Consider the following 19,692-nt stretch of genomic DNA (forward strand, 5'->3'; position numbering starts at 1 on the left):
GTTGGCATCCACTTTTAAAAAAGTGAAATCAAAACAGCTCAAGGCTGTACCAACATGAATTGGGTATTGGTCACTCAGTTCATCGAATAAATCTTTTTGTCTATTCTCAACGAGTGCCCACACAGATTGCATAGGTCAAATTGTTAAAGAGCGTTGACTGTGCGAAGCTGCGCTTCGCTTGGTCAGGGTTGCGTATCTTACTCGCCTTACCGTTAAAGTCAAGAAGAAATTTTATCTTTTATTTTCAACCCTCAGGCTGGAAACAAAACCTCTTTTTGACTCCCCTAACGCTTGGCGTCAAGTGGACGGCTATCTTAATCTTTTAAAAACTCACGTCAAGCGTTTATTTTTATTTGATTTTTTACTTCAACATGGCGCTAAGCGCTTGCGCTGTGTGCCGTGTCGATGTGGGGCGTAGTATAGCGACACAGATCACACTGACAAGGGTTTTTTACGTTTTTTATTTCGACTGGGCAATAATCCACCTAAAATGATGAATAACCAGCGTTTTGAAACATTCTTGATACGTGGTATTTACTGAGAGACAACGCTGGCCTGTTTTCTTGGTCCTTTTCATGACATGCATTGCCTATTTGTTGTTCATGTCATCACTTTTAATCGCTCTATTTTTAATAATGCTTATGAAATCACCAGTCAATTTTGCACTAATTATCTGTATCGCCGTACTCGGCGCCATTATCGTCAACCTGATGGGGGTCAGTTCACCTGCCATTACATTCGCTGCAGGCGCAATCGTCAGCGGACTGGCTTGCCTCTACCTTCCTCTCCCCGATTTTAAACCAGCGACACAGGATGCCCCTGCACCACATAGCGCGAACAACGACGAGGAAGAATCACCTCAGAGTAAAACCTTGTATGTGGGTAACCTACCTTATCGCGCCAATGAAAATGATGTCCGTACACTGTTTAGCGAACATGGCGAGGTTTTTGCCGTTCGGCTGATGAAGGATAAACGCACCGGCAAACGTCGAGGCTTTGGTTTCGTGGTGATGGCCGCTGCGCATGCCGAGGATGCCATCAACGCCCTGAATAACAATGTATATGGCGAGCGGACACTTAAAGTCCGTGAAGCGAACGAACCAAAAAAGCAGGCGAATAGCTAACGCGCGTCAATCCTATCGATTGTATATAGTCGGATAGCGCGTCAGCCTTAATCGGTGTTGCCGTTGCGTAAGCGTGATTGTCTGATGTTGTCGCGGTAACACTGGATAAGTTCAGTGTCGCCGTCAGTGAGACGATGCGGCGCGCGATTGCAGTGCCTGAATCAATCAAACACACTGACTCACCCAATACTTGTTGGATTTCATCTCGCAATAAGGGGAAATGCGTACATCCCAGCACCAACGTATCGATGGTGGCTGTAAACGGCGCTAAGATTGCCGTTAAGTCCTCTTGATTAACGGCCTCGCCTCGTAACTTTCGCTCTGCCATATGCACCAAAGCTGTAGTACCTACCGACACCATATGACAGCCTTTGGCGTAATCGGCAATCAACTGCTTCGTATAAGGACGAGCAACGGTGGCAGGTGTGGCCAGCAAACCTATCGTTTTATGCTGACTTTGCGCCGCTGCCGGTTTGATCGCCGGCACCACGCCGACAACCGGAATCGCTAACTGTTCACGTAACTGCGGCAGTACCAGCGTCGAGGCGGTATTACATGCGATGACGACGATATCAATATCATGCTGCATACATACCGCACTCACCAAAGCAGTCACACGAGTGATGAGTTGGGTATCGTCCAACTCACCGTATGGGAAAGCTGCGTTATCGAACAAATAGGTGTAGTTAGCATCAGGAAGCAGCTCTCGCACCGACTGATAAATCGATAGGCCCCCCACACCGGAGTCGAAGATCAATATATTGGGCTGCGCCATGGGACACCCATTCAATAAAAAACGCCCTTATCATAACGATAAAGGCGTGATTAAAGCTAGTTTCACCATAAAAGCAAACGCTAGTACTGATAGTCCAGCGTCATAAAGTAGCCGCGTTCGGCCGCAGGATAACCACCCGCAGTCTCGTACTCTTTATCGAACACATTATCGACTTTGCCTTTCACGGTCAGGTTATCGGTCGCCTGATAGGATGCAGTGACCGTCCACAGACTATAGCTTCCCAGCATCTCTCCACCGGAATAATCCAGACGTTCACTTTGATACTGCCACTGAGTACCGAGCTGCAGTCGCTCCCATTGGTGCGATGCCTGCCATTTCGCCACCCGTTTAGCACGACGTGCGAGCTGCTCACCGGTTTTATCTTTTTTGGGATCTTTATACTCCAATGAGAGCTGGTTATGGAGTGATGCCACATCAAAGTTGGCGATGAGTTCAATCCCCTTAATCGTCACCTCTTCGACATTGCGATATTTACTCGTCGTCATATCGTAATCAATCATGTTATCGATATGATTAATATAGCCGGTAAGCGACCAATCAATGTCTGCGGTTAAGCCATGCAGAGCAAGCTCGGTATTTGCAGATTCATCTGGATTTAAATTTTCATCTCCATACTGACCATAAAGCTCAGTAAAAAGCGGTGCTTTGAAGGCGGTGCTATAACCAGCGATCAATTGATACCCTTCCGCTATCGCAAAACCCGCGCTTGTCTGCCAAGTCGTATGCTGCCCGTATTGTTCGTTATCATCCAAGCGCACGCTTGCTTCAATAGATAGTGCCTCTACTGGACTAAATTGCGTTAAAAAGTAACTGCCCAGGTTATCGCGTGGGTTAATAGCAATTTCATCAATATCTACCCGTCTTTTATTGTAGGTATCTTGTCGATAATCCACACCACCGCCAAGCAGCCAATCATTCTTGGCTTGATACTGGAGTCCCAACGAGGTAGTGACTTGCTCCACATCAGAATTTTTATTCTCCTTACGCGCACTGCCAGGAAAGTAGTCATACTTATCTCGCTGAGAAAACTCCCCGCTCAGCGTTGCACTTAAGGCACCTGAGCGATAATTCAGATTGCCAGACAGTGCTTGGCTTTCCAACCAACTGTGCTTTATTTGGTTGGATTCGTTGTAATCGTATTCATTCTGATACCAGCGTCCGGTGATATCAGCCGACCAAGATGTATTCCAGTGATGACTGTAGCCAAGTTGGGCATTGCGGCCAGTAAAGCCATGCTGATCGCCACGGTTACTCGCCGTTGGGTGAACATTGTATCCATCATTGGACTCATACCCAGCAATGCCTGAGAAGTGACCCTTATCGCCTAACTTTGTTGCCCAAGCGCCGTTAATCGCATGATGATCCAAACTGCCCATGGTTACGGAAACATTGGCTCGCTCTTTATCGGTTTTAGTAATGATATTGATCACACCGCCGATCGCGCTCGACCCATAGAGTGTGGCGCGTGCGCCGCGAATAACCTCAATACGCTCGATACTGTTCACCGGGATCTGATTAAAATCCACCGACCCAGTGATGGACGAGGCCATACGCACCCCATCAATTAGGACCAAAGAGTGGTCTGATTCCGTGCCGCGCATAAAAATAGAGGCAAGTTGGCCACGACCACCGCTTTGAGCAATCTCGATGCTCGGCACCGTGCGCAATACATCAACAAGGCTTCGCGCCTGCAAGCGCGCAATGTCTTGACGCGTTAAGATAGTTGCCGATTGCAACACTGAAGCATCGGACTGCTCAAACCGACTGGCGGTCACCACCACCGTTTCGGTATTTTGCTCGGCCCACGCGCTCGCGGGGAGTAATGACGCCGCCACCAGGCTCGCCACAATTGGTTTGTTCATGGGTTATTCCTTCCTATCGCGAGAATATGCAGCACAATGCTGCGGGGCGGACTGTATTCGGACTTAAGAGCATGGCTTTCGCCGCCTACTGCTAACGACTTCCCATCACCTATCCAAAGAATTGGCGACAGTGTCTGGCCAGGGGCCGAGTTAGGGTCGTTCTCTGATACCGCTGCGCGTCAGTTGCGGATTCTCACCGCATTCCTGCGATTACGGCCTGTTTGCTCGCTAATCGCTTGCCCGCCCAAGGATAGTAGCCATCTAGATGGATATTGTCCATTGATAACCTTATAGAATAACGGAGAATCGTGAGCAAGGCTGGACATAGCTGGGGATTTGTCTAAAATCTGCGCTCATTTTCCAATCGCTGAGGCAGCCATCATGACCAAGGCCCAATCAACCGTTGACTACGACACACAGCTTGCTGAGAAAGTCCAACGACTCACGGAACAACTCGCACCGTTTCACGCGCCTGAGCTCGAAGTGTTTCATTCGCCAGAGACGCATTATCGGATGCGCGCGGAATTTCGGGTATGGCATGAGGGGGATGATCTTTACTACATCATGTTTGACCCGGCGACTAAACAAAAATATCGCGTTGATACCTTTCCCGTGGCGAGCCGCTTAATCAACGACTTGATGCCGCTCTTACTCGAAGCAATTAAACCCAACGAGACCTTGCGCCGCAAACTGTTCCAAGTGGACTTTTTGTCAACCCAAAGTGGCGAGATCTTGGTGTCGTTACTGTACCACCGCCAACTAGATGAAGCGTGGGAGCAGGCCGCCCAAGCACTGAAGCAACGCCTCAATGATGAAGGCTTTAACCTCAACTTGATTGGCCGTGCGCGTAAGCAAAAAAAGGTACTAGACCGCGATTACGTACTAGAAAAGGTACAGGCTGACGGCCAAACCTTGGTGTACCAGCAAATTGAAAACAGTTTTACCCAGCCCAATGGCCCAGTGGCGCAAAAAATGCTGGATTGGGCGATTGATTGTACCCGAGATAGCGAGGGCGATTTGCTGGAACTGTATTGCGGTAACGGCAACTTCTCACTGGCGCTGGCAAAAAACTTCCGTCGAGTCTTAGCCACCGAGCTTGCCAAGCCCTCGGTACAATCGGCGCAATACAATATTGCCGCCAATCATATCGATAACGTGCAAATCGTTCGTATGTCAGCCGAAGAGTTTACCCAAGCGATTAATGGTGAGCGTGAGTTCCGTCGCTTACAAGACCAAGGCGTGACGCTGAGTGATTATCAGTGCAACACCATTTTTGTCGATCCACCTCGCGCGGGCATGGATGATGAAACCTGCAAAATGGTGCAAGGCTACGATCGTATTTTGTATATTTCATGCAATCCGGAAACCTTGGTCGAGAATTTACAACGCTTAGGCCAAACCCACCGGATTAGTCGTTGTGCCCTGTTCGATCAATTCCCGTTCACTCACCATACCGAAGCGGGTGTGTGGTTAGAGCGCCTATAAAACCGCTAAAGCCAGAAACAAAAAAGGCGTCGCTCGCGAAAGGGACGCCTTTTTTTTAGCCCTGGTGATTAGGAATCAGAGGCCGTCTCTGCAGTCTGTTTGCGACTGAAAAAGCCCAACTTATGCCCAATCCAGAAGGCTAACGCCATTGAGACCAAGATCGAGAAGAAGTTACCGCCCAGCTCTGGTATTTGCATGCGAATAAAGGCGGAATAGCCAAATGCCCCCACCAGGAAACACGCAAAGGCAATCAGCGGTGTGCCTTCTGTCAGTGGCTGTCGTTCATGCAATTGATAACAAGCATGTATGGCCAGTACAAATGCGAGAATGGGGAAGATCGAAAACGCCACGCCACTGAAAAAGACGGTGGCTAGCGTTGCACTTCCACAAATGCCAGTGACTAGCGCCAGCAATAAGAATTTACGTTCTGATTTGACTTGCTCGTGTTCCATGTTTTCACCTGTTTATGACAGTTTTTCCTGTAAGGCTCGCCGCTCACGGTCTTTACGGTACCAGTAAGCTCCCTTGGCTATCATGCGCAATTGTAACACCATTCGCTCCGCCAATTCTGCGCGTGCGTGCGGGTCGAGATCAAGGGCCTCAGCCCCCATATTGAAGACTAAAATCACACACGCCTCAGATTGATTGTACGCTTCTTCATACGTGAGCTGTGTGCGCGATTGTAAATACTCGGTTAACTCCGCAACAAAATGTTGAATTTCTCGCGCGACCGCAGCACGAAACGCAGCGGATGTACCTGACCGTTCACGGAGCAACAATCGAAACACATTCGGACTACTTTCAATAAATTCCATAAAGGTTTCGACGGAAGTACGTACCACACTGCCTTCCGCAGCGATACGTTGACGCGCTTGGCGCATCAGTTGGCGCAATAACAAGCCCCCTTCATCGACCATGGTTAAACCGAGCTCATCCATGTCTTTGAAGTGACGATAAAACGAAGTCGGTGCTATACCTGCCTCACGGGCCACTTCGCGCAAACTTAAGCCTGAGAAACTGCGCTCAGCACTGAGTTGGCTAAACGCCGCATCAATGACAGATCGACGCGTTTTTTCTTTTTGTTCTGCTCGAATCCCCATCATATCCAACTCATGGTCACCATGGTGTCACTATACGCAATTTTTATCGGCAAATCAGCCAGCCTACATCACGCGCGAACGCCAATTTCACCAGAGATTGGGCACCGAAAGTTAACCTTACGGATAATAAGCGTTAAACTAGTCATAAATGGATGTTGCAATAATGAAAATAAGGTCTGAGCCCTATGAGTAAGTCGAGTCCCCACCCAAAAGATCACTTTGACGCGATCGTTATTGGTAGCGGCCCTGGCGGTGAAGGGGCCGCGATGGGTTTGTCAAAAGCAGGCAAACGCGTCGCGGTAATTGAGCGCGAAAACACGGTTGGCGGCGGATGTACCCATTGGGGCACGATTCCCTCCAAAGCGCTGCGCCACACGGTTAGCCGGATCATCGAATTTAATCAAAGTCCGATTTATACCCAAAACACCAAGAGCCTACACAGTACGTTTGCACAAATTCTAAGTCATGCCGATTCAGTGATTGGCAAACAAACGCGCATGCGCCAAGGCTTTTACGACCGCAACCAATGTACCTTGTTACATGGGAGTGCCACATTTATTGATGCACACACATTAGCGGTTCATCATAGTGATGGCAGCGCTGATACCTACACGGCTGATCACTTTGTGATAGCCACCGGCTCTCGCCCTTATCAACCGGCAGATGTTGATTTTGCTCACCCTCGTATTTACGACAGTGATTCAATTTTGTCGCTTGAGCACGACCCTCGTCATGTCATCATTTATGGTGCGGGGGTCATTGGCAGTGAATATGCCTCGATTTTTCGCGGGTTAGGGGTGAAGGTCGATTTAATCAATACACGAGACCGCTTGCTCTCCTTTTTGGATAACGAAATCTCTGATGCCTTGTCCTATCACTTTGGCAGTAGCGGCGTCATGATCCGTAACGATGAGACCTATGCAAACATTGAAGGCACGGAAGATGGGGTGGTCGTCCATCTTGAGTCAGGCAAAAAAATGAAAGCCGATTGTTTGCTCTATGCCAATGGACGCGCGGGCAATACCGACAAACTTAATCTTCAATCCGTCGGGCTGACACCGAATTCTCGCGGTCAACTTGATGTCGATAGCGAAAGCTATGCCACTGAGGTCGGTCACATCTACGCGGTCGGTGATGTCATTGGTTATCCAAGTTTAGCGAGTGCTGCCTACGACCAAGGCCGTGTGGTGGCTGAAGCCATCTGCCAAGGCAATGCCAATGTGCGCCTGATTGAACATATTCCAACTGGGATCTATACCATTCCGGAGATCAGTTCAGTGGGGAAAACCGAGCAGGAGCTCACTGCAGAGAAAGTCCCTTACGAAGTAGGCCGATCGCTTTTTAAACACCTAGCACGAGCACAAATTGCAGGGATGGATGTCGGTAGCTTAAAGATACTGTTTCACCGTGAAACACGCGAGATCCTTGGCATCCATTGCTTTGGTGAACGTGCCTCGGAAATCATTCACATTGGCCAAGCGATTTTCGAGCAAAAAGGTGAGGCAAATACCATCGATTATTTTGTCAACACCACCTTCAATTATCCCACCATGGCAGAAGCCTATCGGGTGGCGGCGCTTAATGGGCTCAATCGCTTGTTCTAGCGGCTTTGTTCTTATCCATGCAAAACGGCACCGAGAGCGGTGCCGTTGACTGTATTATCAAACACCTGCGGTGTCTCTAGCGACGTAAAATAGATGACCACGCTAGCGACTCATCGCCAAGAACAATAAAGTTTGGATTTTGCAGTGAATCCCGCTCGTTATACGACAAAGGGTCAAGCTCTGTGCTGAGGATCCGTCCACCTGCTTGCTCGACGATGCATTGCGTCGCGGCGGTGTCCCACTCACCGGTCGGTCCTAAACGCAGATAACAATCTACCGCCCCTTCCGCCACTAAACAGGCTTTCAGTGCGGCTGAGCCCAAAGGGATCAAATCGTAATTAATTTCAGGCGCTAGTTTTTCCGTCACCGCATGAATATCTTGTCGACGACTGATCGCAATGGATAACGAGGTAATCGCTTCGTCGCGCTTCATGGTCGAGATGCGATGCATATCGCCATCAGGGGTGATTTTCCACGCCCCTTTATCTTGGCACGCATAATAGGTCACACCCGATACAGGCGCATAGACCACGCCCATCACCGGATGGTTGTTTTCCACCAGCGCAATAATAGTGGCAAAATCGCCACTGCCAGCGATAAATTCTTGGGTACCATCCAGTGGATCAATCAGCCAATAGCGCTGCCATTGTTGGCGATCACTGAAGGGCACACCGCAATCTTCTTCCGACAATACCGGAATATCCGGCGTCAACGCAGTGAGTTTTTCCGTAATCAGCTTGTGGGCAGCTAAATCGGCGCTGGTCACCGGCGTTTGATCACTTTTGGTGATCTCTTCAAAATCACCGTCTTGATAAATATCGAGAATAACCTGGCCCGCTGAGCGGGTTATTTCAATCACATCAGGCAACAACTCAGGCAATGCCATGCCTCACCTCTCCGCTTGTAAGTACTTCAGCGCCATCATCAGTGCGGTAATACTGCGCGCTTCACAGAAATCACCATGGGTCAGTAACTCTTCCGCTTGGGCTAACGGCCAGCGAATGATCTCAAGCGGTTCGGGTTCATCACCTTCCAAGCTTTCTGGATACAAATCACGTGCCAACATCAAGGTCATACGGCTGGAAAAGTACGAAGGCGCGAGGACCACCTCTTTCAACGGGATCAATTCGCGCGCGCCCTGGCCAATTTCTTCTTTCAGCTCACGCACCGCCGCTTGCGCGGCCTCTTCACCCGGGTCAATTAAGCCTTTCGGGAATCCCAATTCATAGCGCTCTGTCCCAGCAGCATATTCTCGGACTAATAAGAGATCGCCTGACTCGGTAACCGGCACCATCATTACCGCATTACGGCCTGAGGGTTTCATCCGCTCATAGGTACGTTCAACGCCATTGCTAAACGTGAGATCTAACGACTCCACCTTAAACAAACGAGAAGCGGCGACGACCTGTTTCGACAGGATTTGAGGAAGTTTACGCTGCGTCATAGTGTGATTTGCCACCCTTTGCTGATATGCCAATCAGGCCTTGTTAGCCGCGAAAAGAAAAGCGATAGCGGCCTTGTTGATCTGGCGCGCCTAACCAAGATAATGGCGCCTTCATCGGCTCGGGATAGTCAGGCCCCGGCTTTAGCCATCCCGATACAGAGTATCGCCCAGACGGCGTAATTGACAATGAAAACTTATTGCTTAAAGACGCCGATTGCCCCTCACCGTGCGCGGCAATACCTTGATTTTCGCAGGATAAAGCGGCTTGCGCAGGAATATTTTCTAGCTGCCCCATCGGCAGTTGCAATGCTGCATGCTGCCATTGGATTTGCCCTTGCAATTGCTGACACCCTGATTCAGCCAAGATGGCATCGCGCAGCACCAGATCGAGTGTGCCATCAATCGCAACGCCCGGGGGCAGTGCGATAGCGCCTGTTAATAGCTGCGCGGGCGCAGACACCAACGTTTGTGACACCGTCAGTGTCGAGCCGTTAAAACCAAGGTTCCCTTTTCCTCGCAACCCGTCAGGGCTACGTACCTGAATGGCCGCTTCAAACGTCGCGCCGGTGACTAAACGATGCCACTGCACATCCCATTGCACCGGCCCTAGGGTATAATTTTGCCACCGTATTTGTTCGACTTGCCCGTGCCAAACCGTGCCGTCGATTTCACCGATTTGTATCGCATCGGGCAAAGGCGCTAGGCGTAATAAAGACGCAGGCGCGTGCACCACAACACTGACCACAAAGACAAGCACACACCCTATGCCGAATAAGCCTTTTTTCCACATTGTTTTATCGCTCCAACTGCAGTCGATTCACCTTAACTTTGCCGGCCGTCTCTGTGGCTTCCGTGCTTAAACGCACCACGCGAATACCATGTACACTCGCCAGTTGATCTAACCAGCGGAGGAGTTGGTTAAACGGCAGCGGTTCAATCCCAAGCTGCACGCTATCTTCACCCGGTTGTAAGCGCGTAATCGTGAGGTTAAATTCCCCAGCACTGGCCGCGATGACTTGGTTTAATGGCTGTGTACGGCTTGCAGAGGCTTGATGACCGCTTCCTGACTGCGCCCGCAGCTGCATGATTTGGGTGCGCTTTTGTTGAACGTCTCGCAACAGGTGCTGCTCGCTGGCTAGCGCGGTATTGGCCTTTTCGGCCTGAGTTTGAAGCGGAACGATAACTCCCCAGTACAAAAGACTAACGACCAGCACGCCACCTGCGATCAGTAATAATCGCTGCTCGCGCACACTGATCGCCTGCCACTGGGCTTGAATGCGTGCCATCATGATGGGCTCCTTAACGTAAACTCGCCACTGACTGCGTCGCCACTACGGTTCAGCTGGCCGAGCTCAGTCGCATAATGCTCGCTCAATATTCCTCGCAAACGCTCAAATTGCGCAAAGTCTCGACCTTTGGCGCGTAAAATCAACGCGTCTCGATTACCCTGATAACGCAGCGCCTGGAGCTCCAGGCCAGGCACATCATCCAGCATTGGCGCTAATTGTGCCAACCAAGGCAGTAGCGCGGAATCCTGTTGCTGCCCGGCTAGGCGGGCAATTTCAGCGTCCATTTGCCGCACCATATACGAGCGGGTTGGAATGCGTTGGTATTGTGGTAACGTCTCACGAAACAAGGCTTCGCTTTGCGAGCGTAACACTTGCACCTGTTGCTGAGTGTCACGAAGTGCCAGCCATTGCTCGCCGCCCAACAACGCCATCACCATCACCAATAGCGCGGCGGTGGGGATCAGCGGCTTGAATCGCTGTTTCATCTGGCTTTGCGGCCGATAAGGGCCGGATAATAAATTGGCAGACACCGAGGTACTCTGTGCGGCCAACATACTGATAGTTGGTTCACTTTGCTGCCACTGCACCGGGAAGCCATCGATGGGCAAAGGCGACTCGGTGTGTGCGTCTTGCGCGCCATACACCTGCAGGCTGAGTGTCGATGACTCGGTGCCTGCCGCGCGCTCTCCCTCGGTTTGATTGCCCGGCTGTTGCCACCAAGCTTGCGCCCAGAAGGCAAGCCATGCGCGCTGCCCAACCACACCTTGATGGGGTTGATAGCGGCACAACCACTGATCGGCCAGTGGCGCTAGCGTCAACGTTTGAGGCTGCCAAGGTAAACACAACACATCCGGGATCCACTGGCGAGCATGGATATTGGCCGCATCAAGGGCCTGCTGCCAAGCTTGCATCTGCCGATGAGCTACCACCGCGACCTGAGCGGTGTTTTCTTGGGTGTCTAGCAGGGTGACATGCACCGCCTCAACCTCATCGGCTAATGCTTCTTCCAGTAAATAGGGCACGACTTTGTCTCGTTGCCGGCGCGAGCCAGGTGGTAACGTCACCGAAGTGAGCGTCAGCCAGGTACTGTCCACCAGCACGACCACACGTCTTGTCTGTGCTTGTTCTGTTAATGCTGACAACTGCTGACAGGTGCCGGTCGTCATCACTTGGTTATCGCTGGTACGCACCTGCGCCCAATAAATGGGTTGGCTGGCATCACTGATCCTGATTATCAGTCGCTCGCTCACGCATTCCTCCGAACCGACGGCGTAAAACCGATACTTGGCCGTCGTCTTGATAGTGCAATAATGCCTGGATGTGACGTTGGGCTGAGGCCACGTGCACATCGGCGTGTAATAAAAAGTAATGGCTTGTCACGCTTAAATGCGACATCACTTGCTTGCGCGCCGCCTCATCAAAATCAGTCAGCGTCAGGGTAGCGATAAAATCGTCGACACTTTTCCAACCCGACTCAGGGCGCTCGGTCAGTACCTGTTCTGCCTGTTCAACTGACAGGGCCGGGGTAAACAACGCCGATAGCAATGCAGCCTGTTTGTCCGTTAACGTGTTCACATTCACCATCAGCTCCGCAGAGGGAATCGCACACAGCTGCGGTGATAACTGGCGAAAGACCTCAGCGTTGACCCCACGAACAGCGCGCCACTCACTGACATCGGCAATCACGGCATCAGCCGTCACGTAAGCGGGACGGACACTCTCGTAGTGAGCATCTTCCGCGCCTAACGATTGATCAAGCTGATTATTTTCATCAATATAATCGCGACTCGCTTGCGCAATCACATCGGCTTGATAACTATCGTCGACCTGGCTACCGATTAAAGCACGCAGTACGCGCACTTCATACGGCACCTCACCGCCTAACGCTGCGCCTCGCAACTGCAAACTATTTAAGTTAAAGCAGGCTTGCGCATCTTGTAAGTAACCACTAACTTTGCCACCTTGAAGCGGAAATGTCCGCGCAGACTGGGCCCAGTCCTGGTTTACATTCACCGTATCACTGTCCGATAAACTTTCGCGTAATACCGCAGAGGCAAGGGCTTCCACCGCGTTGCTGTACCAGTACACTTGCTGAAAATGGAGCTGGTTTTCCGCCCGATGGTAATTGGTAAACAATCGTGACGCCATGCTGCCAGCAATCGCTGTCATCAGCGCCATGATCATCATCACGATAAGAAGCGCCGCGCCTCGCTGTCGGGTCATTGTGCCTCCCGCTGCAGCGGCGCGGGTAACGTTTGCCCCGCCAGCAAATACGTCCGGACTAACCGCCCGTAACGCGGATGAGTAAAGCGTACTTGCACCGCTTTGGGCAAAGCATGGGCCGTGTTATAGCTTTCTTGCCAATTGCCTTCCACGTAAAATCGAAACGTGAGCGCTTTGATATCACTGAGCAAGGTCGCCACCGCTGGCTCATCACCTGCGGCCTGATCCGGATAGCGCCAACGCAGGCGCTCTAAGTGACCGTCCCGTTGTCGGTAGCCAACCGCGACGACTTCACCGCGAGGAAAACGCGCTTGCGGGTTAATCCAACCGGTACGCGTAAAACGTATACCCATTTGTTCACTTTGGAGAACATCGCGTCCGGCAATCAGCAGTCGCTCGGTCGGTGTTTGACCGTCGATACGCTGACGACGCGCGGCCATTTGACGAAAGTCACTGTCCATGATCACTAACGCACGTTGCAACCGCTGCAAGGTTTCGCCGACTTCACGCGATTGCACATTGCTGCGTTGTACGGTTTGTAGCACTTGATAAGCCGTCAGGCTGATACTGGCAAATACCACCAACGCCAACAAGACTTCAAGTAACGTAAATCCCTTTTCAGCGCGTCTCGACATACGTCCTCACGGTCACCAATGGGTTATCGCTCTGCTCAGCGGCCGACACCGACAGATCCACCGCTCGCAGTTGGCCGGTTTCGGTCGCCACCGGCGTAAGTTGCCATTGCCATTGCTGACCGGCCATCTCAGTGATCCCTTGCGTCGCCTTTTCTGGCACGTCAGCCCTGAGCACGACTTCAGCAAGTTGGTTATCCGCCACCATAGCCGCTAAGGTTTTTTGCTCTAAACGCCCTAGCGAACGGGTATGCTGGCCCGTCGCCTTCATGACACTGAGCGCGGCAATAGCAAAAATGGCCACCGCCACCAATACCTCAAGCAAAGTCATGCCCTTTTGGGGGCTTGGCGTCTTGCCATGCATCAGCGGTCCTCCACCCGTTGCCAAGTAAACTGTGCCAGCTCATTGGCTTTAAGCTGCCAAGCGGCCCGGCCATCTACGTCGATTCGTAAGGTAAAAGGGGTGAGTTCACCATTGGGCAATAACCAGATCTGTGGTGGGGCCACGGGCTGTTCACCCTCGTCATCAAACAGGTTCTCAAACAGAGGCTTATCTTCGAACAAGCGGTCTTGTTGCTGCCAACCAAAGCCGTCCATGGTGAGAGAAAACCGGCTTTGCGCTGGCAAGGTCCCTTGGGTTGCCCAGCGTTCACTGCGCACGGGGCGCCACTTGTCTTCCCCCAACGTTAACAGCTGATAATCATGCTCATTGATGCGCACGCCATACGTTCGCCCCTCGAGCCAGCTTTGCTCGGCCCATAGCTTCATCCGCTGGTGTAACGCTTGCCCCGCTTCTTGCGCGCGGGTATCGGCAGGCTCTGGCCACACCATCACCACACCAGAGGCACTGACAGCGATAATGACCACCACCAGTAAGATCTCAAGGAGGGTAAAACCTGCCGCTTGGCGCATCTTATTGCAGCTCGTTAAGGTTCCAGTTGCCGATGTCTTGGTTGACACCGTCGCCCCCTTCTTGGCCATCCGCGCCTAACGAGAAAATATCAATCACCCCATGTTCACCTGGGCTGACATAGCGATAATCGTTATTCCATGGGTCCTGTGGCAAGCGCTTAATGTAGCCTTGATCCGGATAGCTGCGCGGTACCGGCTCACTTTGCGGTTTGTTCACTAACGCGTCTAAGCCTTGATCGGTGGTGGGATATTGGTTGTTATCCAGTTTGTACATGTCCAGTGCATTTTCAAGCGCACTGACATCAGCAATCGCCTTTTTGACCGCGGCTTTATCTTTATTACCGAGCAAATTGGGGGCGACAAAGCTTGCTAATAAGCCAATAATCACCACCACGACCATCACTTCGAGCAGGGTAAAACCGTGTTGACGACGCATCTTGTTCTCCTTATTTATCATTATAAAATTACAACCCGACCATATCGTTCATAGCAATAATCGGCATCAAGGTGGCCACGACAATAAAAAGCACCAACCCTGCCATTAATACGATCATTAACGGGCCGAATATACCCAGTGCCACATTCACTTGGGCTTCAAAATCTTTATCTTGGTTATCCGCGGCACGAGAGAGCATGGGCTCAAGATCACCACTGCGTTCACCACTGGCAATCATGTGCAGCATCATGGGAGGAAATAAGCGTGACTGATCCAAAGCAACACGCAAACTGGCACCTTCCCGCACTTTATCCGCAGCTTCCAATACGCGCATGCGGACGTATTGATTACTCATCACTTGCGCGGCGACTTTCATCCCATCTAATAACGGGATGGCACTGGCCGTGCATATTGCCAAGGTACGCGCAAAACGGGATGTATTCAGGCCGCGAGCCACCCGGCCAATTACCGGCAAGGACAGTATTTTTTTATCCCACACTAAGCGTCGCTGCGTATCCTTAAGCAAGGCTCGGATACTGACACCGATAAGGATCAGTGCGCTCACCACCCAAACCCCCCAGTCGGTAATAAAATCACTGGCGTTCAATAGAAATTGGGTGGATGCCGGCAGCGCCTGACCGGTTTGAACAAATTGACCGACAATATCAGGCACCACGGTGGCCAGTAAAAAGGCGACAATCACCACCGAAAAGAAGGTGAGAATGGCGGGATACAACATGGCTTGTAACAACGTGGACTGAATGCGCTGACGGTTCTCAACATAATCAGCCAAGCGTGATAATACGGTGGATAAATACCCCGCTTTTTCACCGGCAGCAATCATCGCTCGATAGAGTTCATTAAACACCTGTGGGTAATCGGCTAACGCATCAGCCAAGGTGTACCCTTCCATCACTCGCGCTCGAACACTGGTCATCATGCTGCCTATTCGCGGTTTTTCCGCTTGCTCTGCCACTGCTTTTAAGCACTCTTCAAGTGGCATAGAGGCATCGATTAAGGTCGCTAATTGGCGGGTGATCAACGACAGCTCTTGTGTACGAATACCGCGGTTTCGTTGACTGAACAGTGGCTGCGACGCCGATGCCTTTTGGTTGGCGCGTTGACGACGCGTTGCATTGACGTCGAGCGGGGTAAAGCCTTTGTCACGCAGCTGCTGACGCGCTTGTCGTGCAGTATCGGCTTCAATCACCCCTTTACGCTTACGCCCTCGCGCGTCTAACGCTTGATAGTCAAATGCGCCCATTAGCCCTCCTTGGTGACACGAATCACTTCTTCAAGGGTGGTTTGCCCTTGCAGCACTTTGGTTAGGCCGTCATAGCGAATACTCGGACTTTGCGCACGCACGGCTTCTTCTATCGCATGCTCGCCCGCATCATGATGGATCAGCGCTTGCACCTTCTCGTCGACTGTCAGCAATTCATGAATCCCGGTTCGGCCTCGGTAGCCCTTGTGGTGACAGTGTTCACAGCCATCCGCTTTATAGAGCGTGATCGCCTCGCCGGGGTTCGCCAAGCCTAGCTCGACAAATAACGGCTGCTGCGAGCTATCGGCTTGATAAGGGATACGGCACCGTGGACATAAGGTGCGGACCAAGCGCTGCGCCAGCACGCCGAGTAACGAGGAGGACAACAAGAAAGGCTCAATGCCCATATCACGTAAGCGTGTCACCGCGCCAATCGCCGTGTTGGTGTGCAGTGTCGACATCACTAAGTGACCGGTCAGTGAGGCTTGTACGGCGATTTGTGCGGTTTCTAAGTCTCGAATTTCACCCACCATCACCACGTCAGGATCTTGACGCAACATAGCGCGCAACCCTCGCGCAAAGGTCATATCGACTTTTGGATTGACTTGGGTCTGACCGATACCCGCCAGATCAAATTCGATCGGATCTTCCACGGTGAGGATATTGCGATCCTCACTGTTAATGGTTTGTAATCCAGCATACAAGGTCGTGGATTTCCCCGACCCAGTCGGACCGGTGACGAGCAAAATACCATGAGGTTTGTGAATCAGTGCGCGAAAATCTTGGTGCAAGCTGGGCACCATGCCCAACTGCGCGAGATCCAGTTGGACGGCGTTCTTATCCAGCAAACGCATGACGACACGTTCGCCGTGAGACGAGGGCATGGTCGACACCCGCACATCCACCGCTCGCCCACCAATACGGACCGAAATACGCCCATCTTGTGGGACCCGTTTTTCGGCAATATCCAGTTTTGCCATCACTTTGACGCGAGACACTAATAAGGGGGCCAACTTGCGGCTGGGGGATAGAACGTCACGCAGCACCCCGTCAACGCGAAAACGGATCGATAACGCATGCTCAAAGGTTTCGATATGAATGTCAGACGCGCTTTCTTTAATCGCTTCGCCTAACATGGCGTTAATCAACTTAATGATCGGCGCGTCGTCTTCCGATTCAAGCAAGTCTTCACTTTGCGGCAGCTCTTCGGCCAACGAGAAAAAGTCGTCGCTGTCGGCATCCGCACCAATGTCAGCCATTAGCTGTTGTGCATCGGCGCTGTCTCTTTGATAAAGGCGAGTTAGATGGTGCTCAAAGTCAGCATCCGACACCCATTCCGGGGCGATATCCGTACCCAGAACACGTTGCACCTCCACCAAGGTCTGCGGTGTTACCGACGCTAAACACAATAAACGCGGGGTGTCGTTATCGGCCAAGACCACCACACCGTGACGACGCGCAAAGCCAAAGGGTAACTGCCAGGTTGTCACCGGTTCAGCCGCTAGCGCCGCAGCACGCTCACTCATCCTTCCAACTCCGCTTGTAGCATACGTACTTCGGCCGGCATCACCGCTTCGCTGTTGTAATCAGGCAGGACCGGTTTTTCAGCGTCAGGCATCAGCTTAACGCCATCTTGGGCGCGCTGTAATTGCTCGGCGCGGATATAGTTGTATTTGCGTTGAGTCACCCCGTCTGCGGTCAAACCGGTACGAATAATGGTCGGCTTAATAAACAGCATCAGGTTTTTCTTTTCGGTTTCGGTCGAGGTCGACTTAAACAAGTGCCCTAAAATGGGAATATCCCCCAACAGTGGCACCTTGGATTCACTTTCGACCGTACGTTCGTCAATCAAGCCACTTAATACAATCATTTGTTGGTCACCGACCATCACTGATGTATTCAGTTGACGTTTACCAAAGCGCACATCCACCGCGCCACTGGCGCCAAGCACGTTCGAGACTTCTTGCTCAATATCGAGCAACACCGCGGAGCCTTCGTTGATTTGCGGGGTGACTTTCAGCTTGATCCCCACATCTTTACGCTCAACGGTTTGGAAAGGGTTATCGTTATTTGAGCCTGTCCGCGAACCAGTAATCACCGGCACTTCCTCACCGACAATAAACGAGGCTTCTTGGTTATCAAGCACCATCAAATTGGGCGACGACAAAATATTCGACTCGTTTTTCGACGCTACCGCGGTCACCAAGGCGGTCCAATCGCCCATGACTACGCCGGCAGCCAAGCCATTTAACCCACCTAACACTTCATTAAGTGCGGAGTAATCGCCCGATTCAGTGATCTCAACGGTTTTTTCCTCACCATCGATGACGCGTGTCTCGGTTCGCGTTCTATCTTTGGTGGCTTCCTGCCCACCGAGGTAACTCGAAATGCCGACACCTGTGTTATTAAACTGAATCCCACCGTTTTCAAGCGAGCCCCACTGTACGCCGAGATTCGCCCCATCGGATTCCGACATTTCGACGATTAGCGCTTCAATCAACACTTGTGCGCGGCGAATATCGAGCTGAGAAATCACGCTCTCAAGGGTTTTTAAAATATCAGGTGGCGCGGTGATCACCAGCGAGTTAGTGCCTTGGTGCGAGGAAATTTGTACCGCTTGATCATTTACGCTCGGTTGGTTTTTCTTCTCTTTTTCTTTTAACAGATTATCGGAGACGCCTTGTAATACATCTACGACGTCTTCCGCTTTCGCATAGCGCAGATAGATCACCCGGCTGTTGCCCGTGGTCGCCATTTCTTGGTCGAGTTGTCGGATAAGTTCAATCACGCGCTCACGGACTTTGGGCTCGCCAGAAACCAACACCGCATTCAGGCGCTCGTCCGCAACAATACGTGGTTCTAAAAGCTCAGGGCGGGTGTTGGCGTTGTCTCGCTTATTTAAAGTATCGACAATCCGTACCATTTCCGCGGCTGACGCGTGGTCAAGGCGGACCACTTCCACTTTTTTATCGCCCGCTTGATCGACGCGCTGAATAATATCAGTGAGCCGATTCACCACCGCGGCACGACCGGTAATCATAATGACATTGGCAGGATCATAGTGCACCACGTTCCCTGCCCCCGCATTATTGATCAGCTGACGCAACAAAGGGGATAGCTCGCGCACCGAGACATTTTTTACGGCAATCACGCGCGTCACGACTTCGTCACCGACCACGTTATCGCCTTCTCCAACCACGGGAACGGGCGAGGTTTTCGCATCTTTGTCGCGAACAACTTTAACAATCCCATTTTCCATCTCAACCACCGCAAAGCCATACACTTCGAGCACGTTAAGGAAAAATTGGTAGTACTGTTCATCGTCTAACGTATTGTAACTGCGTACATTAATGGTGCCGCGTACCGAGGGATCAACGATAATGGTTTTCTCGAGGTTGCGCCCTACAATTTCGATAAACTCTTGAATGTTCGTGCCTTTAAACGAGGCACTAAATTCTGCCGCTCCCGCCGGTAGGCCAGAGAAAAGCAGACTTGCGGCCATCAGATAGGGGATCAGTCGT

General features: G+C 51.5%; 20 protein-coding genes and 1 riboswitch. Of the genes, 3 read left to right on the forward strand and 17 right to left on the reverse strand.

Annotated elements, in window-relative coordinates; genetic code table 11:
• Positions 1–641 precede the first annotated feature (641 nt).
• Positions 642–1,124, forward strand: a complete 483-nt coding sequence (locus tag BZG81_RS06965; protein WP_077677047.1) for an RNA recognition motif domain-containing protein — start codon at positions 642–644, stop codon at positions 1,122–1,124.
• Here the strand turns inward: BZG81_RS06965 and murI are convergent.
• Together murI and BZG81_RS06975 are read right to left on the reverse strand one after the other, a co-directional pair.
• Positions 1,078–1,899, reverse strand: a complete 822-nt coding sequence (gene murI / locus BZG81_RS06970; protein WP_077461655.1) for a glutamate racemase — start codon at positions 1,897–1,899, stop codon at positions 1,078–1,080. The two genes, BZG81_RS06965 and murI, sit on opposite strands and share 47 nt — an antisense overlap.
• 80 nt (positions 1,900–1,979) lie before the next feature.
• Positions 1,980–3,782 carry a TonB-dependent receptor domain-containing protein gene (locus BZG81_RS06975; protein WP_077677048.1) on the reverse strand — a complete coding sequence of 601 codons (1,803 nt, stop codon included), beginning with the start codon at positions 3,780–3,782 and terminating at the stop codon, positions 1,980–1,982.
• Between the two features lie 53 nt (positions 3,783–3,835).
• A riboswitch (cobalamin riboswitch) is annotated at positions 3,836–3,987 on the reverse strand.
• A gap of 176 nt (positions 3,988–4,163) precedes the next feature.
• On the opposite strand from BZG81_RS06975, the gene trmA reads away from it, so the two are divergent.
• Entirely contained in the window at positions 4,164–5,267 is a 1,104-nt protein-coding gene (gene trmA / locus BZG81_RS06980) for a tRNA (uridine(54)-C5)-methyltransferase TrmA (RefSeq protein WP_077461657.1), read from the forward strand.
• A 68-nt stretch (positions 5,268–5,335) separates the two neighbouring features.
• Here the strand turns inward: trmA and BZG81_RS06985 are convergent, their stop codons facing one another.
• The gene (locus BZG81_RS06985) at positions 5,336–5,719 is read right to left on the reverse strand and encodes a YijD family membrane protein (RefSeq protein ID WP_077677049.1); all 384 of its coding nucleotides are present in this window, start codon (positions 5,717–5,719) and stop codon (positions 5,336–5,338) included.
• A gap of 12 nt (positions 5,720–5,731) precedes the next feature.
• Complete coding sequence (gene fabR / locus BZG81_RS06990) at positions 5,732–6,367, reverse strand: HTH-type transcriptional repressor FabR (RefSeq protein ID WP_028569605.1); 636 nt, start codon at positions 6,365–6,367, stop codon at positions 5,732–5,734.
• A 185-nt stretch (positions 6,368–6,552) separates the two neighbouring features.
• On the opposite strand from fabR, the gene sthA reads away from it, so the two are divergent.
• A complete protein-coding gene (gene sthA, locus BZG81_RS06995) occupies positions 6,553–7,971 on the forward strand; it encodes a Si-specific NAD(P)(+) transhydrogenase (RefSeq protein ID WP_021022555.1) in 1,419 nt (472 codons plus the stop codon).
• A 76-nt stretch (positions 7,972–8,047) separates the two neighbouring features.
• Here sthA and cysQ read toward each other — a convergent pair whose 3' ends face one another.
• Genes cysQ through gspD form a run of 13 tightly spaced genes read right to left on the reverse strand, consistent with a single transcriptional unit; the run spans position 8,048 to position 19,673 of the window.
• Complete coding sequence (gene cysQ, locus BZG81_RS07000; protein WP_021022556.1) at positions 8,048–8,857, reverse strand: 3'(2'),5'-bisphosphate nucleotidase CysQ; 810 nt, start codon at positions 8,855–8,857, stop codon at positions 8,048–8,050.
• Positions 8,858–8,860: 3 nt separating this feature from the next.
• Positions 8,861–9,415, reverse strand: a complete 555-nt coding sequence (gene nudE / locus BZG81_RS07005) for an ADP compounds hydrolase NudE (RefSeq protein WP_021022557.1) — start codon at positions 9,413–9,415, stop codon at positions 8,861–8,863.
• 43 nt (positions 9,416–9,458) lie between these two features.
• Complete coding sequence (locus BZG81_RS07010; protein WP_077577217.1) at positions 9,459–10,205, reverse strand: type II secretion system protein N; 747 nt, start codon at positions 10,203–10,205, stop codon at positions 9,459–9,461.
• A gap of 4 nt (positions 10,206–10,209) precedes the next feature.
• Positions 10,210–10,704 carry a type II secretion system protein GspM gene (gene gspM, locus BZG81_RS07015; protein ID WP_077577218.1) on the reverse strand — a complete coding sequence of 165 codons (495 nt, stop codon included), beginning with the start codon at positions 10,702–10,704 and terminating at the stop codon, positions 10,210–10,212.
• The gene (gspL, locus tag BZG81_RS07020) at positions 10,701–11,954 is read right to left on the reverse strand and encodes a type II secretion system protein GspL (RefSeq protein ID WP_158011831.1); all 1,254 of its coding nucleotides are present in this window, start codon (positions 11,952–11,954) and stop codon (positions 10,701–10,703) included. The genes gspM and gspL overlap by 4 nt, the downstream gene beginning before the upstream one ends.
• Positions 11,923–12,927, reverse strand: a complete 1,005-nt coding sequence (gene gspK / locus BZG81_RS07025) for a type II secretion system minor pseudopilin GspK (protein WP_021022561.1) — start codon at positions 12,925–12,927, stop codon at positions 11,923–11,925. Before gspK ends, gspL begins: the two co-directional genes overlap by 32 nt.
• Complete coding sequence (gspJ, locus tag BZG81_RS07030; RefSeq protein WP_021022562.1) at positions 12,924–13,562, reverse strand: type II secretion system minor pseudopilin GspJ; 639 nt, start codon at positions 13,560–13,562, stop codon at positions 12,924–12,926. Before gspJ ends, gspK begins: the two co-directional genes overlap by 4 nt.
• Positions 13,546–13,923: a type II secretion system minor pseudopilin GspI gene (gene gspI / locus BZG81_RS07035; RefSeq protein WP_077677051.1), complete on the reverse strand. Its 378-nt coding sequence runs from the start codon at positions 13,921–13,923 to the stop codon at positions 13,546–13,548. Before gspI ends, gspJ begins: the two co-directional genes overlap by 17 nt.
• Entirely contained in the window at positions 13,923–14,471 is a 549-nt protein-coding gene (gene gspH / locus BZG81_RS07040) for a type II secretion system minor pseudopilin GspH (RefSeq protein ID WP_158011803.1), read from the reverse strand. Before gspH ends, gspI begins: the two co-directional genes overlap by 1 nt.
• 1 nt (position 14,472) lies before the next feature.
• Positions 14,473–14,928 carry a type II secretion system major pseudopilin GspG gene (gene gspG, locus BZG81_RS07045; RefSeq protein ID WP_033379158.1) on the reverse strand — a complete coding sequence of 152 codons (456 nt, stop codon included), beginning with the start codon at positions 14,926–14,928 and terminating at the stop codon, positions 14,473–14,475.
• A gap of 7 nt (positions 14,929–14,935) precedes the next feature.
• Positions 14,936–16,171, reverse strand: a complete 1,236-nt coding sequence (gene gspF / locus BZG81_RS07050) for a type II secretion system inner membrane protein GspF (RefSeq protein WP_077577222.1) — start codon at positions 16,169–16,171, stop codon at positions 14,936–14,938.
• Positions 16,171–17,697, reverse strand: coding sequence for a type II secretion system ATPase GspE (gspE, locus tag BZG81_RS07055; protein ID WP_077577223.1), 1,527 nt, complete (start codon positions 17,695–17,697; stop codon positions 16,171–16,173). Before gspE ends, gspF begins: the two co-directional genes overlap by 1 nt.
• Positions 17,694–19,673, reverse strand: a complete 1,980-nt coding sequence (gspD, locus tag BZG81_RS07060) for a type II secretion system secretin GspD (RefSeq protein WP_077677075.1) — start codon at positions 19,671–19,673, stop codon at positions 17,694–17,696. The genes gspE and gspD overlap by 4 nt, the downstream gene beginning before the upstream one ends.
• Between the last annotated feature and the right edge of the window lie 19 nt (positions 19,674–19,692).

The sequence above is a fragment of the Salinivibrio sp. MA607 genome, from assembly GCF_001996245.1.
GTDB classification, from domain to species: Bacteria; Pseudomonadota; Gammaproteobacteria; order Enterobacterales; family Vibrionaceae; genus Salinivibrio; species Salinivibrio costicola.

Coding starts and splice junctions, on each gene's coding strand:
- trmA (WP_077461657.1), top strand. CDS start 4,164: ATGACCAAGGCCCAATCAACCGTTGACTACGACACACAGCTTGCTGAG.
- BZG81_RS06985 (WP_077677049.1), bottom strand. CDS start 5,719: ATGGAACACGAGCAAGTCAAATCAGAACGTAAATTCTTATTGCTGGCG.
- BZG81_RS06975 (WP_077677048.1), bottom strand. CDS start 3,782: ATGAACAAACCAATTGTGGCGAGCCTGGTGGCGGCGTCATTACTCCCC.
- murI (WP_077461655.1), bottom strand. CDS start 1,899: ATGGCGCAGCCCAATATATTGATCTTCGACTCCGGTGTGGGGGGCCTA.
- gspJ (WP_021022562.1), bottom strand. CDS start 13,562: ATGTCGAGACGCGCTGAAAAGGGATTTACGTTACTTGAAGTCTTGTTG.
- gspI (WP_077677051.1), bottom strand. CDS start 13,923: ATGCATGGCAAGACGCCAAGCCCCCAAAAGGGCATGACTTTGCTTGAG.
- gspF (WP_077577222.1), bottom strand. CDS start 16,171: ATGGGCGCATTTGACTATCAAGCGTTAGACGCGCGAGGGCGTAAGCGT.
- gspH (WP_158011803.1), bottom strand. CDS start 14,471: ATGCGCCAAGCGGCAGGTTTTACCCTCCTTGAGATCTTACTGGTGGTG.
- BZG81_RS07010 (WP_077577217.1), bottom strand. CDS start 10,205: ATGTGGAAAAAAGGCTTATTCGGCATAGGGTGTGTGCTTGTCTTTGTG.
- gspE (WP_077577223.1), bottom strand. CDS start 17,697: ATGAGTGAGCGTGCTGCGGCGCTAGCGGCTGAACCGGTGACAACCTGG.
- gspM (WP_077577218.1), bottom strand. CDS start 10,704: ATGATGGCACGCATTCAAGCCCAGTGGCAGGCGATCAGTGTGCGCGAG.
- gspK (WP_021022561.1), bottom strand. CDS start 12,927: ATGACCCGACAGCGAGGCGCGGCGCTTCTTATCGTGATGATGATCATG.
- BZG81_RS06965 (WP_077677047.1), top strand. CDS start 642: ATGAAATCACCAGTCAATTTTGCACTAATTATCTGTATCGCCGTACTC.
- cysQ (WP_021022556.1), bottom strand. CDS start 8,857: ATGGCATTGCCTGAGTTGTTGCCTGATGTGATTGAAATAACCCGCTCA.
- nudE (WP_021022557.1), bottom strand. CDS start 9,415: ATGACGCAGCGTAAACTTCCTCAAATCCTGTCGAAACAGGTCGTCGCC.
- sthA (WP_021022555.1), top strand. CDS start 6,553: ATGAGTAAGTCGAGTCCCCACCCAAAAGATCACTTTGACGCGATCGTT.
- gspD (WP_077677075.1), bottom strand. CDS start 19,673: ATGGCCGCAAGTCTGCTTTTCTCTGGCCTACCGGCGGGAGCGGCAGAA.
- gspG (WP_033379158.1), bottom strand. CDS start 14,928: ATGATAAATAAGGAGAACAAGATGCGTCGTCAACACGGTTTTACCCTG.
- fabR (WP_028569605.1), bottom strand. CDS start 6,367: ATGGGGATTCGAGCAGAACAAAAAGAAAAAACGCGTCGATCTGTCATT.